This is a genomic window from Alcanivorax sp. (assembly GCF_019431375.1).
GTDB lineage: Bacteria > Pseudomonadota > Gammaproteobacteria > Pseudomonadales > Alcanivoracaceae > Alcanivorax > Alcanivorax jadensis_A.
This window is the reverse complement of record NZ_CP080267.1, coordinates 1,489,030-1,503,085: the sequence shown is the minus strand read 5'-3', so window position 1 is coordinate 1,503,085 and position 14,056 is coordinate 1,489,030. Positions and strand designations below refer to the sequence as shown.

General features: G+C 58.0%; 11 protein-coding genes. 9 read left to right on the top strand and 2 right to left on the bottom strand.

All coding sequences use genetic code 11. The features are described 5' to 3' along the window. Window positions 1–17: 17 nt before the first annotated feature. Together KZ772_RS06855 and KZ772_RS06850 are read left to right on the top strand one after the other, a co-directional pair. On the top strand, window positions 18–2,150 hold the full coding sequence (locus KZ772_RS06855) for a DNA/RNA helicase domain-containing protein (RefSeq protein WP_290539064.1): 2,133 nt from the start codon (window positions 18–20) through the stop codon (window positions 2,148–2,150). 78 nt (window positions 2,151–2,228) lie between these two features. Next, window positions 2,229–2,456, top strand: a complete 228-nt coding sequence (locus tag KZ772_RS06850; protein WP_290539063.1) for a YhfG family protein — start codon at window positions 2,229–2,231, stop codon at window positions 2,454–2,456. A gap of 188 nt (window positions 2,457–2,644) precedes the next feature. Here KZ772_RS06850 and ylqF read toward each other — a convergent pair whose 3' ends face one another. After that, window positions 2,645–3,592: a ribosome biogenesis GTPase YlqF gene (gene ylqF, locus KZ772_RS06845; protein WP_290539062.1), complete on the bottom strand. Its 948-nt coding sequence runs from the start codon at window positions 3,590–3,592 to the stop codon at window positions 2,645–2,647. A gap of 182 nt (window positions 3,593–3,774) precedes the next feature. Here ylqF and KZ772_RS06840 point away from each other — a divergent pair, with 182 nt between their 5' ends. The 7 genes from KZ772_RS06840 (at window position 3,775) to KZ772_RS06810 (ending at window position 11,775) form a co-directional block, all read left to right on the top strand. Then, window positions 3,775–4,977 carry an acyl-CoA dehydrogenase family protein gene (locus KZ772_RS06840; RefSeq protein ID WP_290539061.1) on the top strand — a complete coding sequence of 401 codons (1,203 nt, stop codon included), beginning with the start codon at window positions 3,775–3,777 and terminating at the stop codon, window positions 4,975–4,977. Between the two features lie 40 nt (window positions 4,978–5,017). Then, a complete protein-coding gene (locus KZ772_RS06835; protein ID WP_290539060.1) occupies window positions 5,018–6,142 on the top strand; it encodes an acyl-CoA dehydrogenase family protein in 1,125 nt (374 codons plus the stop codon). 304 nt (window positions 6,143–6,446) lie between these two features. Then, window positions 6,447–7,073 (top strand): TetR/AcrR family transcriptional regulator, encoded by a 627-nt coding sequence (locus tag KZ772_RS06830; protein ID WP_290539059.1) that lies wholly within the window; start codon window positions 6,447–6,449, stop codon window positions 7,071–7,073. 205 nt (window positions 7,074–7,278) lie between these two features. After that, complete coding sequence (locus tag KZ772_RS06825) at window positions 7,279–9,843, top strand: YdbH domain-containing protein (RefSeq protein WP_290539058.1); 2,565 nt, start codon at window positions 7,279–7,281, stop codon at window positions 9,841–9,843. Then, a complete protein-coding gene (locus KZ772_RS06820; protein WP_290539057.1) occupies window positions 9,840–10,028 on the top strand; it encodes a YnbE family lipoprotein in 189 nt (62 codons plus the stop codon). The genes KZ772_RS06825 and KZ772_RS06820 overlap by 4 nt, the downstream gene beginning before the upstream one ends. 11 nt (window positions 10,029–10,039) lie before the next feature. Next, window positions 10,040–10,363, top strand: a complete 324-nt coding sequence (locus KZ772_RS06815) for a YdbL family protein (protein WP_290539056.1) — start codon at window positions 10,040–10,042, stop codon at window positions 10,361–10,363. A gap of 305 nt (window positions 10,364–10,668) precedes the next feature. Then, the gene (locus KZ772_RS06810; protein ID WP_290539055.1) at window positions 10,669–11,775 is read left to right on the top strand and encodes an OmpA family protein; all 1,107 of its coding nucleotides are present in this window, start codon (window positions 10,669–10,671) and stop codon (window positions 11,773–11,775) included. Between the two features lie 258 nt (window positions 11,776–12,033). Here the strand turns inward: KZ772_RS06810 and recD are convergent, their stop codons facing one another. Continuing rightward, the gene (gene recD, locus KZ772_RS06805; protein WP_290539054.1) at window positions 12,034–13,971 is read right to left on the bottom strand and encodes an exodeoxyribonuclease V subunit alpha; all 1,938 of its coding nucleotides are present in this window, start codon (window positions 13,969–13,971) and stop codon (window positions 12,034–12,036) included. Window positions 13,972–14,056 lie beyond the last annotated feature (85 nt).

Below are 14,056 nucleotides of genomic sequence, written 5' to 3'. Positions count from 1 at the left end.
CTTTCAGCGGAAAATCTTTGGATGATCTGCGTAGCAATGCATTTGCTGTGGGTGGGTGGCCTCTGGTTTATGTTCTTAGTGATGAGAAAAAATTGCATGCTTACATTGGAGAGACAACGGATGCGCTATCCAGAATGGGCACGCATCTAAAGCATGATGAGAAAAAACTGCTTACGGCTGTCCATTTAATAACCAGTGAATACTTCAATAAATCAGCGACACTGGATGTTGAGTCGTTGCTGATAAAGTACATGGCTGCAGATGGGAAATACTCCCTTCTCAATGGTAATCTGGGGTTGTCCGATCATAACTATTATCAGAGAGATGATCTTTACGAGCGGGTTTTCCGGGACGTCTGGGATGCACTGATCTCTTGTGGCGTGGCGTCGAAAACGCTGAACCATATAGATAACTCCGATGTGTTCAAGTATTCACCTTATAAATCTCTCTCCTTTGATCAGCGCCAGGGTTTGCTTACCATTCTGTATGAGTTGATTAACCCTGAAGTCAGGAATGTTGTTATTGAGGGCGGAGCGGGAACAGGGAAGTCGGTTCTGGCAATATTCCTGTTTAAATTACTGAGCAAGGGCGACGGACAGATTGATCTTCGCGACTTTGCTGATGATGAAGCTGAGATACAGTCTCTTGTCGATGACTTTAAGAAGAATAATCCCGATCCCAGTATGGCTCTTGTTGTTCCGATGACATCTTTCAGGACGACCTTGAAGAAGGCTTTCAAACATGTCTCTGGTTTAAGTCCCAAGATGGTGATTAGTCCTGCTGAACTTACCAAACAGTATTACGATATTGTTCTGGTCGATGAATCGCATCGATTGAGGAAAAGAAAGAATCTGGGTGCATATTTTGGCACTTTTGATAAAAGCTGTGAGGCACTGGGTATGGATAAGCATACCTGCAGTGAGGTGGACTGGGTTTGTCGGCAGTCTGATAAGGCGGTTTTTTTCTACGATAAGGGGCAGTCTATCAAGCCGTCAGACGCTGATTTTTCTGTCTTTGATAGCCTCAAAGCTGATAAGGGGTCGGTAACCCACAAGCTGCTTTCCCAATTCAGGGTCAAAGCAGGTCAGCCTTATGTTGAATTCATTGATGCCTTGCTTAACTGCCGCCTTGATAGTGGTGAGCGATTTTCCGATAAGAATTACGAATTCGAACTCTTTGATTCTTTAGGTGACATGGTCGATGTGATCAAGGAGAAGGAGATTCAGATAGGGCTTTCTAGGCTCGTCGCAGGTTATTCATGGCCATGGGCTTCAAAGAAAGACAATGAAGCATTTGATATTGAAATTGATGGTTTAAGCCTTCGCTGGAATAGCACCAACACTGATTGGATTAACAGAAAAGATTCATACATGGAGGTTGGTTGTATCCATACCACACAAGGTTATGACCTGAACTACGCAGGCATAATCTTTGGTAAAGAGATTCGATACGACAAGGTGAATGAATCAATTGTTATTGATAAAGCCAATTATTTTGATCGTACTGGCGGTCAAGGAATCAAGGACCCAGAAGAGCTGAAACAATATATTATCAATATCTATAGAACGATGATGCTTAGAGGGATAAGGGGCACATTTGTTTATGCATGTGATCCCGATCTTCAGGAGTATTTAAAGCGATTTATTCCCATGCATTCCGGGAAGGTTGTCGCTCAGGATGGTAATGTCGAATCGCTTGTTCCCTATGAAAATGCTGTGCCATTAGTTGATCTTCAGGCTGCTGCTGGTGGATTCAGTGACCTACAGAATGTCCAACATGAAAGTTTGGTGCCTGTGCCGGATGGAGTGATCCTGAAAGAGGGGATGTTCGCCTGCCGAGTCATGGGGGAATCCATGAACCGTGTTATTCCGAATGGAGCCCTCTGCTTGTTTCGGCAAGACCAGGGCGGATCGCGTAATGGTAAGACTGTACTGGTTGAGTGTATTGATAGCGTTGATGCAGAGACTGGATCAAGGTACACCATCAAGGTATACGAAAGCTTCAAGCTAGAAGATGAGAAAGGTTGGAGGCACTCACGGATTGAATTAAGCCCCAACTCTGACGATGAAGACTTTAATTCAATTATATTAAATGATGATGAGGCCTTGAGTTACAGAGTTGTAGGAGAGTTCGTTTGCGTTATTGGATGAGAGAGATAAGAAGCCAGCGTTATTTATAAAAGTTCCTGATTAATAAAGGAGTCAGCTCTCAGGTGACTGAAATGTAGTATGGTGGTCTATTTTTCCTATAATTTCAGTATGTTAACTGGTCAAAGGTGCTTAATGTCTTCTCCCTCACTGGAAGCAAAAAAAGCCTATTTTGCCAAGGTTCGGCGGGCCAACTACGCGGCCAGCTTGCGCCTGGAAGGCTTCACCGTGAAGGACGGTGATGTGAGATTCACGTCGCGCAAAGCAGCAGTCCTTGCCCACAGCCGTCCGGTTAAAGCGAAAGCCTGAAATGGATAAATACGGGGTCGTCCAGAATGGATATTGTTACCCCGAGAGTGATGCCCTGAAAACCGCCTGAACATCGAAGACGACGAAGCATTGTCTGATGTCGAGCGGGCAATTACTTCCGTTGCACTGGTGTGTGATTGCTCGGGGCTAGCAATTATCTTCGACAAGTGTATTGGTGACCCAGTCTCTTACTGATTTCCCTGATGCCCCTTCGCCTTATACGCCGCCTTCCTGGCCTTCTTCTTCGCTTCCTTCTCCTCTTCTTTCAGTCTGCGAATCTCCGCCACCTTCACATGCTCCTTCTCCGCCATGGCCGGGGTTTCCAGGGTGAGCTGGCCGAGTCTGCCGCCGCGGTATTCGCTGATCAGCAGGGTGGCGGCGCGGTCGAAGTCCACGTGGCCGCCGCTGCCCAGGCAGCCCCGTTGTTTGCCGATGGTTTCCAGGAAGGGCACGCCTTCTTCGGGCAGGTCATCGAGTTTGAAGCGTTCTTTCATCTGTTGCGGGTAGGCCTGCATGAAGTATTCGGCGGCGAACAGGGCTACGTCGTCTTCCTGCATGGCGGTGGCCTTGATGGCGCCGGAGAGAGCCAGGCGGTAGCCGCTGTTACGGTTCTCGATTTTCGGCCAGAGGATGCCGGGGGAATCAATGAGGATCAGGCCGCCGCCCAGTTCGATGCGCTGCTGGCGCTGGGTCACCGCCGGTTCGTTGCCGGCCCTGGCCACCTGGCGGCCGGCCAGGGTGTTGATAAAGGTGGATTTGCCCACGTTGGGGATACCGGTGATCAGGGCGGTGATGGTGGTGGCCCGGTCACGTTTTTTGTTGACCATCTGCTGGCAGGTTTCTGCCAGTTTGCGGATGGATTCCGGTTTGTGGGTGGTGATGGCCAGGGCGCGGACGGTGGGGTCTTTTTGCAGGTGGTCCAGCCATTGCTGGGTGATGGCCGGGTCGGCCAGGTCGCTTTTGCTGAGCAGTTTCAGGCAGGGCTTGTCGGCACGGAAATTCTCGATCACTGGGTTGGCGCTGCTGTAGGGCAGGCGGGCGTCGACGATTTCGATGATCAGATCCACCTTGGGCAGGATCTCGCGGATCTCGCGGGTGGCCTTGTTCATGTGGCCGGGGAACCAGTTGATGCTCATAAGCGGGTGTTGCCTGTCTGCATGGAATATCGGCGCATTATAGCTGAGTTGGTTCGTGGGAGCTTGAGGAGGGAGTGGCGCTTTGACGCTTTGCGCCAGGGGCGTGATACGAATCGTCATTAGTGTCTCATTTTGTCTCCCGTACACTGGGTCCACTGAGTCTGATAACAGCGGAGTACGGTATGGATCTGCGGGTGCCGGAGCAGGAAAAGGCGTTTCGGGATGAGGTGCGCACCTTTCTGGAGGAGAGCCTGACCCCGGACATTCGGGAGGCGGGCAGGATGGTGACCTCAGTGTTTGCGCCGGTGAAGGAAGCCATGGCCTGGCAGCGCATTCTCAACGACAAGGGCTGGGCGGCGCCGCACTGGCCGAAGGAATTCGGCGGCACTGGCTGGAGCGTGACCCAGCGGGCCATCTTCGCGGAGGAGCTGGTCCGAGCCGAGACGCCGCCGCTGGTGCCCATGGGCCTGCACATGTGCGGCCCCTGTCTGATCGGCTGCGGCACCGAGGAGCAGCAGAAGGAGTACCTGCCGAAGATTCTCAGCGGCGAGCACTTCTGGTGCCAGGGCTATTCCGAGCCGGGCGCCGGTTCCGATCTGGCCTCCCTGAAGACCTTTGCCGAGAAGGATGGCGACGACTACATCCTCAACGGCACCAAGATCTGGACCACCTACGCCCATTACGCCAACAAGATGTTCGCGCTGGTGCGCACCAATCGCGATGGCAAACCCCAGCAGGGCATTACCTTCCTGCTGCTGGACATGGACCTGCCGGGCATCACCATCGAGCCCATTGTCGGCTTGGATGAAGTGCCGGAGCAGTGCCAGGTGTTCTTCGACAATGTGCGGGTGCCGCAGAAGAACCGGGTGGGCGAAGAAAACGATGGCTGGACCGTGGCCAAGTACCTGCTCACCTTCGAACGTGGTGGCCAGGAATATGCCCCGGGCCTGAACGTGATGCTGGAAAAGATTCGCCTGATGGCCGAGAAGCAGCAGACCGCCTTTGGCCCGCTGAACCAGGACCCGGTGTGGCAGTACAAGTTTGCGGCGCTGGAAGCGGATGTGCTGGCGCTGGAATTCACCGAGATGCGCATCAAGTCCGCCCTGTCTGCTGGCAAGGACCCGGGTGCCCTGTCGTCCATGACCATGATCCTCGGCACCGAATTGCTGCAGAAAGTCACCGAGCTGCGCATTGAAACCCTGGGTAGCCAGAGCGTGATCTGGCAGCCCCAGGCCCTGGTGCCCGGTGAGGAACAGCCGGTGATCGGGCCGGAGTATGCACTCACTGCCATGCCCCATTATCTGAACTCGCGGGCCTGTTCCATCTATGGCGGCTCCAACGAGGTGCAGCGCGGAATGATCGCCAAGGCGGTGTTGGGGTTGTAAACGGTAGGGGTGAGACCCCGCCCGGGAATGGAGAACAACGATGCATTTTCAGTTGAGTGAAGAACAGCAAATGCTGGCGGATAGCGCCAAGCGGTTTGTGCGCGACAACAGTGATGTGGAAAAACATCGCCAAAATAAAAAGCTGATGCCACTGGATACGGCCACCTGGCAGCAGTTTGCGGATCTGGGCTGGCTGGCGGTGCCGTTCGAGGAAGCGCACGGCGGCCTGGGCATGGGCCCGCTGGAAACCATGGTGCTGCTGGAAGCCCTGGGCGAGGGCCTGATCATGGCACCTTACATTGCCACCGTGGTGCTGGGCGGCGGTTTTCTGCGGCACGCCAGCGCGGCCCAGCAGGCGGAAACCATTCCGGCCTTGCTGGAAGGCAAGCTGCAGGTAGCCTTTGCCGCGGAAGAGTACGAGCGGGTGTTCACCCTGGAAAACACCGCCATGGCCGCCGACGTGACAGGCAGTGAGGTGATACTGAATGGCACCAAGAGCTGCGTGATGAACGGCGACCAGGCGGACCTGCTGGTAGTGCTGGCACGCACTGGCGGCCAGCCCGGTGATCAGGATGGCCTCAGCCTGTTTCTGGTGGATGCCAATGCGCCAGGCGTGGAGCGGGTGGCCCACCGCACCGTGGACGGTCGCCAGGGCGCGGAGATCCGCTTCAATCAGGTGAAAGTATCCGAGGCGGCCCGCATCGGTGAACTGAACGGCGGCTATGCCATCGCCCGGGATGTGCTTCATGAAGGCCTGCTGGCCCTGTCGGCGGAATCCGTGGGCAGCCTGTCCGTGCTGCTCAACGAGACCGTGGAATACAGCAAGACCCGCAAGCAGTTCGGTATGCCCATCGGCAAGTTCCAGGTGCTGCAGTTCCGCATGGCGGACATGTTCATCGCCATGGAGCAGACCCGCTCGCTATTGCTGGCCGCCACTCTGAAAACCGTGGAAGGCCATGATGACGCGGCCAAGGCCGTCCATGCCATGAAGGCCCAGCTGGGCCGGGCCGGACGCAAGATCGCCCAGGAAGCGATCCAGATTCACGGCGGCATGGGCATGACCGACGAGCTGGGCGTGGGCCACTATGTGAAACGGGTGACCGGCGTGGATGGCCTGTTCGGCAATGCAGACGTGCACTTGATGGCAATCGCCCGGTCGGCGTAAGTGGATTTTGACCACAGAGGTCACAGAGGTCACAGAGAACACTGAGAAAAGCGGTTTCTTCTGCCGCCAGCTCTAGCCGTGTTGTAGGAGCTTGCCTGCAAGCGAACCGGGCAAACCGCTATTCGCAGACCGGCGCCCCCAGCAAAGACAAGCCTGTTCATCCTCAGTGAACTCTGTGCCCTCTGTGGTAAGAAAAGGATTTTGCACACACCCTTTACGGAGCAACCGAGGCCGAGGAATTTGCCGACCACGGTGGCCATGCGGTATAAGCCATGGAAACTACCGGGACACACTGGGAGTCTGAATGTCACGCAAAACGGCCGCGTCGAAAACCCTGCTGAAAAACCTGCAGGTGCCGGAAGGGGACAAGACTTATGAAAAGGTGCTCGATGCCGGCCTGGCGTTGTTCGTGGAATTCGGCCTGCGCCGCACCACCATGGAAGACGTGGCCACCCGCGCCGGTATTGGCCGGGCCACGGCCTATCGCCGCTTTGCGGACAAGGACCAGCTGATCCAGGTGGTGATCCTGCGTGAGTGCCAGCGGGAGCTGGCCAGGATCGAGGAAGAACTGGCGCAGATCGATAACGGCGTGGAACGGGTGCTGGAATCCTTTGTGCTGGCGACCACCCGGGCTCACCACCACCCGCTGCTGCAGCGGTTGCTCACCTCCGAGCCGGAAACCATCCTGCCCATTCTCACCCAGCGTCTGTGGCAGATGATGGGCTTCTTCCGGATGTATATGGCCGGCATGCTGGACCAGGAGCAGGACAAGGGCGCCATTCGCAAGCAGTCCTCCGAGGCCCTGGCCGAGCTGATGCTGCGCCTGACCCAGTCCATGGTGCTGTCCCCGGACGGGCTGATGAACCCGGCCAACGAGGCCGGGGTGCGCCAGTGGGCCAATGCCTACCTGCGCCCGCTGCTGACTCCCTGAGATTTTTTCTGGCCGCGACCCGACGGCAATGCGTCGACCGGCGCGTTGCTTGCCCGGTGACAGACGAGGTGACGCCGGGATACTTGAGGGGTAAGTGGTTGCCAGCGCCCGGCCAAGCCACCACTATCGAACCATTGTTGCTGCGCCGGTTCTAACCGTTATGGTGCGATTTTTCCCGCCTGTTTTTCGAGGCCTTGGTGTTGCGTTGCTACTGTTGCTGGTTGTGGCACTGGTGGCGGCGGGCTGGCTGTATAGCCAGGGGCTGCGTGTGGGCAAGCCGGGCTGGGACGACGGCCTGACCCTGGCCCATTGGCGCTGGCAGCCGGACGATTGTGCGCCGCTGGCCGGTGACGATCTGGTGCTGCGCGATCTGTTCCCTCTCACCGTCCACACGCGCACGGTCACTGTCACCGCCTGTGATAGTGGGGCGGACGATGACGGTTTTGTGATGCCGGAATCGTTGCCGTGGACGCCCCCTTTTGTGCTTTCCGTTGAGACGCTGCAGCTACCCGAGACCGGTGGGGTGGTGCCGCCGACGTTGCAGGTAAACGCCAGGCAACAACAACAACACTGGTCCCTTCAGGTGGAGAGCCCACAAAGCCTGCTGCAGGCGGAGTATGCCCGCGATGACGGGCTGTGGTCGTTGCAAGGCAACGGCGCACTGAATGAGTGGCTGGCGGATTGGCAGGGCTCCTGGCAGCTCGATGGCGAGGGCGTGTGGCAGGGACAAGCTGCGGGCTCCCTGAATGCCACCCTGCAGGACGCGGGTCTGCAATCTCAGCCGCAAAAAGCCGATCTGGCGATGACGGCCCGTTTTACCGGTGAGGAGTGGCAGGCGGACATGAGTCTGACCGAGCCGTTGGCGCTCGATGGGCAGTGGCAGCTGGCAATCCCGGAACCGTTATCGTTGCAAGGGCAGGGCATTGCCCCGTCGCAAGTTCGGGGACAGTTGCAACTGCAAGGACCGCCAGGGCAGGTCCATGTTTCCGCCAGCAGTGATGACAGCACCGTAGAGCAGGGGGCCGGACGGGTGGTGCTTGAGGGGCCTGAGCTGGATGGTCAGCTGGAGTTTAAGTGGCAGGATCGAATGCTGACCCTGGCGCCGGCAACCCTGGCGTTACCGGAACAGCTCTCTGCGCAATGGAAAGTGCCTCTGCAGGTACCCATGACGCTGGACGGCGCCACAGATCTGCCGTTGCTGGTTGGCTATGAAGACCTGCGCCTGAAGGTCAACCCGAGCCGGATCCAGTGGCAGGGCAAACACTGGCAGTGGCAGGGCGCGCTGGCACTGCAGGGCCAATGGCAAGGCTACCGGCTGGATGGCCACTGGCAGGGCCAGGCCGCCAGCGATGGGCTGCAGGGAAAACCGATTAGCCTCAACGCCCGTCACGGTGACGATCATCTGGCCTTTCGGTTGCCCCTGAAAACTCTGCAACGGGCTCCCTACGGCGGCAAGGCCACGGTGAAAGGTCAGTATGCCGGCTACCCGCTCGATGGCAGCCTGTCGTTCCGGCAGGCGGAGAGCGGCTGGCAGGGCACGCTGTCTGCCACGTCCTCCATTCCTGACTATGACCGGGGCGGCGATGTCTCCCTGCAGGTGCCATGGCGCCTGCAAGACAGTGCCGTGGTGCTGGCGGATGGCAGCCAACTGTCCGTCAGCGAAGGGCTGATAGACCAGGTGCTGCTGCGCCCGATCACGGTGACCGCCAGAGGCCCGGTTACGGTGAATAGCGCCGGTGCCCATGGCCACGTGCATGTGCGCAGTGGCGGCTTGCTGGCGGCGCGCTGGCGGTTGCCGGTGGTGGCAGGCAGCGCCCGCCTGACCGGCAAAACCGCCACGGCACGACTGACCATTGCCGATTGGCAAAGCGAGCTGACGGCGCAAGCCTCCCTGGCAGGGGAAGTGCCCCTTGGCAGTTTTCACATCGATAGCCCGTTGATCCCGGCTATGGGCCAGGGCCTGGCGATGACGCCACAGGCGGGCACGCTCACCGGTAAGGGTAGCTGGCAATGGCGTGACACGCTGTCTGCCGAGGGCACAATTCGCCTGGCCGATGCGGAGGCGGACTGGGGCAGCGTCACGGCCCGGGGGATTCAGGGAGCCCTGGAAGGGCACTATCGTGATGGCACGGTGTCTCTCAAGAGTGTTGGTCCCGTGACCGCGGACACCCTGGATATCGGTACCCCGATTACCGACCTGTCCCTGCAGATTGAGAGCGATCTCCGCCAATGGCAGTTCACTGATATCCGCGCGGCGTTACTGGGTGGTTTCCTGCGTTCGCCGGCGCTGGACTGGCCGTCACCCCGGCCCCAGCCGGTGGTGATCACCCGCATTGATCTGGAGCAGGTGGCAGCCTTGCAGAACCCGCCGGCGGTCTTTCTGGATGGGCGGGTTGGTGGCTATGTGCCCCTGCAACTGGGCACGGATTTTTTGGTGGTGGAAGGAGCGCGGCTGGCCAATGAGGAAACCCTGTCCCTGCGCATCCCGCCATCATCCAGTGTGCAATCCATGGCCAGCGCCAATCAGGCCGTGAAACTGGCACTGGAAAGCCTCAGCGTGCTGACCATTCCGGATTTCCAGGCCCGCATGAACATGGACCGGGAAGGCTGGCTGGAAGCGGCGGTGACCATCAAGGGTGTGAATCCGCAGAGAAATAATCTGCCGGTGGTGTTTAACTACACCCATCGGGAAAACATGCTGGTGCTGATGCGCAGCCTGCGTATTGGCGATGACATCACCGAGAAACTGCGCACGGAGAGAGCACAATGAAAACACTCGCGCCGGGTTTGTTGCTGGTGGCGGTAACCTTGTCCGCCTGCACGCCGACGGTGGCCTTGAAAGCCCCGGAGGAGCCTATCACCATCAATCTGAACGTGAAGATCGACCATGAAATCCGCCTCAAGGTGGAAAAGGATATCGATCAGTTGTTCAGTGAAGACAGCGACCTGTTCTAGGAGTAGGGACAATGAAGATTGTAAAAACCATGATTGCCACCCTGACCCTGCTGTTGAGCATGGCGGCGTTCGCACTGGATCTGGATGCAGCGAAAAGCCAGGGCATGGTGGGTGAACAACCGGACGGTTATCTGGGCGTGGTCAAGGCCACACCGGCAGCGGTAGAGCTGGTGGCGGATATCAACCAGAAACGCCGCGCGGCCTACGAACGTATTGCCAAAGAAAACGGCATTACCCTGGATCAGGTGGCGCGACTGGCCGGCCAGAAAGCCATCGATAAAACCGATGCCGGGGACTATGTCAGAACCCCGGACGGCCAGTGGGTAACCAAGTAGTGATGTGGTCCACGTAGGGTGGATTACGCCGGCGGCTAATACACCCTGCGGAAGATGGCGGGCACAGGCTTCGTTGTCCTGAGTTAATGAATAATAATAATTTTATAAAAATAAATTTCTATAAGAGGAGCATTGGAGCTCTCGTTCCAAGTGATAGTTATTACTTATTGTTATGTAAACCCTTGGTCTGAGAGTGGTTAAATTTCGGTAAATTTGTGCGTGTCAGTACTGCTTCATGGCTGCTTGTTCTTCGCCCTGGTGGTTAAATCCCCGCCATAACTGGGTAACAGGAAAGGATCTCTGCCATGAAAACTATTTTGCGCGTTACTGCGGCTATTCCGCTGTTTATTTCCCCCCTTGTCTTGGCCGGAGAAAATGTTCCGGATCGTTATGGCTATATCGGTGGCCATGCCAGCTATTACACCTTTTATGATAATGATGTGATCGGTAACGGGACCGACGGTCTGGATGACGTGCCGTTCTACGGTGGTCAACTGGGCTGGCGTTTTCATCCCAACTGGTCTGTCCAGGGTTGGTATGACGAAGTGGAAGGCGATGCGGAAAGCAAATACGATTCCGGCCGTCGCCTGGACATGACCAACTATTTCGTCAGTGGCCGTTATCACTTCAACGATACCGGTATTCTCGGGTTTGAACCCTACGCGGGTATCAACGTGGGCGAGCAGTACATCGAGAGCCTCAATAATCCCAACAGCGACAAGAATGATGAGCTGATGACCGGTGTCGAGCTGGGTGTTCAGCGCGCATTCTTCAAGCATGTGATTCTGGATCTGGGTACCCGTCAGGCGTACAGCACTGATCGCGAGTACTGGGAAGGTCAGGTCTATGCGGGTATCAATCTGGCATTCGGTATCAGCAATGACAGCGATGACAGCGCTGAAGACGAAGTGGTGGAGTCCGCACCGGCGCAAGTCGTTACCGGTGACAGCGATGGCGATGGTGTCAACGACGACCGGGATCGTTGCCCGAACACCGCCTCCGGCGCGGTAGTGGATGCGGATGGCTGCCAGGTCTATGAAACCCTGGAGCAGCGTCAGACTTCAGTGATCTACTTCGGCTTCGACCGCGATACCATTCAGGGTCAATTCTCTGATGAGATCCGTGGTGTGGCAGAGCGCCTGAACGGTGGTGAGCAAGGCCATATTCGTGTGGAAGGCCATGCGGATAGCACCGGCCCGGCAGACTATAACCAGGGCCTGTCCGAGCGTCGTGCGCAGTCCGTGAAGGACCGTTTGATGAAGGACTACAAGGTCAGCGGTGATCGCATCAGCACCGAAGGTTTCGGCGAGAGCCGCCCGGTGGCGGACAATAGCACCCGCGAGGGCCGCGCCAAGAACCGTCGTGCGGAAATCATTGTGGAAACCGAAGAGAAGAAAGCGCAGTTCAAGTAACGGCGTGATTCGAGCGACAAAAAACGGGATGCTTCGGCATCCCGTTTTTTTTGGGGGGCATTGGTGAAGGCTACTGCCAACTTTTCTTCCAAACGCTCTGTTCGTAGGAGCTATGCTCGCATGGCGAACCGCGAAGCGGGGGGCTGATAACATCAGGCGTCGCTAATGCCTTTGGCGAAATCGGGAGACTATGCACCGTTTTTTTCCTCGCCTGGGCTCGGTTCGCATGTCGTAGATCCCCTGGGGGGAGCATGGCTCCTACATTAGCCGCTCTGCCAACCCCGACGCGCGCCAGGTCCGTTTCTTGACGGCGCTGTCCAGCACTGCCGGTTTGCCGAATTCCAGCAGAGTGAAACGGTCCCGGGCGCGGGTGACGGCGGTGTAGATCAGTTCCCGGGTAAGTAGCGGGTGGGGGGCGTCCGGTAGCACCAGCAGGGTGTGTCTGAATTCCGAGCCCTGGGATTTATGCACAGTCATGGCATAGACGGTTTCTACCCCGTCCAGGCGACTGGGCAGTACCCACTTGATGCGACCGTCTGGTAACTGGAACGCCACTCGCAGCAGTAACTCCGGTTTATCATTTCTCTCTTCCAGCAGGGGCAGCGTCAGTCCCACATCCCCGTTCATCAAGCCCAGCTGATAGTCGTTGCGGGTCATCATCACCGGCCGGCCCGGGTACCATTCCCGTTCCGGGGCCAGGTCCTGCTGTTGCAGGTGGCGGGTGATGCGCAGGTTCAGCTGTTCCACCCCAAACGGTCCGCTGCGCAAACCGCTGAGCAGTTGCTGGTGGGTGAGTTGCTTGAGCAGGCCGGCGGCCCAGCCATCGAAGTCCTGCCGTTGCGCTGGTGGTGTTGCCACCGTCTGAAAGAGCGCACGCAAACCCTGGTGGTCGCCGCTGCCGTTCAGCAGCAGGGTTTCCAGTTGCTGGCCGTCGCTGCGCAGGGGGTGGCGATGCAGGCTGTCGCCATATTGTTGAAAGGCCTTGCGTACTTGCGGCAGGTTTTCTTCGTTGACGGCCCGCGCCAGTTCGCCGATGCCGGGGCTGTCCTTGGAGCGCCAGTTGGTGCGCAGCATGGCGGTCTGCTGGGCCAGGGCGTTGCCGGGGGTCTGTTCGGTTTCCCGGTAGTCGCTGATGTCGGCGCCGCAGGTGTCCCTGACGAAATCGATGGTACCTTGTTGATAACGCCCCTGGTGGGCATGGCGACACAAGTCACCCATCACCGCGCCAGCTTCCACGCTGGCCAGCTGGTCCTTGTCGCCCAGCAGGATCAGCCGGGTGTGGGGGCTCAGGGCCTCAAGCAGGCTGGCCATCATGTCCATGTCGATCATGCTGGCTTCGTCCACCACCACCAGATCCGCGTGCAGCGGATTGTCAGCATGGTGGCGGAAGTGACGACTGTCCGGGCGAGTACCGAGCAGTCGGTGCAGGGTGGTCACGTCCGTGGGGATGGCGTCGCGTACTGCAGATTCCACGTCCAGTTGTTGCACCTGCTCGCCGATGGATTCGGTGAGCCGTGCCGCCGCCTTGCCGGTGGGGGCAGCGAGGCGAATACGCAGGCGCTGGTTGTCTGCCATGGCCAGGCTTTGCAGCAGCCCCAGCAGGCGCACCACGGTGGTGGTTTTACCGGTACCGGGGCCGCCGGTGATGATGCCGATGCCGCTGCGGCTGGCCAGGGCGCAAGCCACCTGTTGCCAATCGGTTTGGTCGCCGGCACTCGGGAATAATCGGGCCAGGGCGTCGCGCAGACGCTCGGCGGGCAACGGGCTGACCGTGGCCAGTCGCTGGTCGATGGCCTCGGCCACAGCCACTTCCCGGGCCCAGTTACGGCGCAGGTAAAGGCGGCTGCCATCCAGCACCAGCGGCGTGCTGCCGTTCTGGCTCACCAGCGGACTCTGTTGCAGATCATGCAGCCAGTCGTCCGGCTTGCCGGGCAGCAGAGTGACCAGTTCCGGTGGCGGGCTGGTGCCCCACAGCTGAGTGGCCAGTTCCCGGTTTTTCAGATCCAGACATAGATGGCCGCTGGCTTGTTGATTGCTGGTGAAAGCAGCGAGCAGCAGCACTTCGTAGCTTGCCTGCGGGCATTGCTGGTTGAGGAAACGGGCAATGGCCACATCCAGATCGCGCAGCAAATTGTTATCACGCAGCAGAATCAGTGCGTCTTCCCAGGTGAGGGCGGAGAACAGGTCAGTTTGCATGGGGAGCCCTCCGGGAAGAGCAGCTACGAGCTACTAGCTGCGAGCTGCTAGATGAAAACCTGAGGAAACAGGGGCCATACAACAA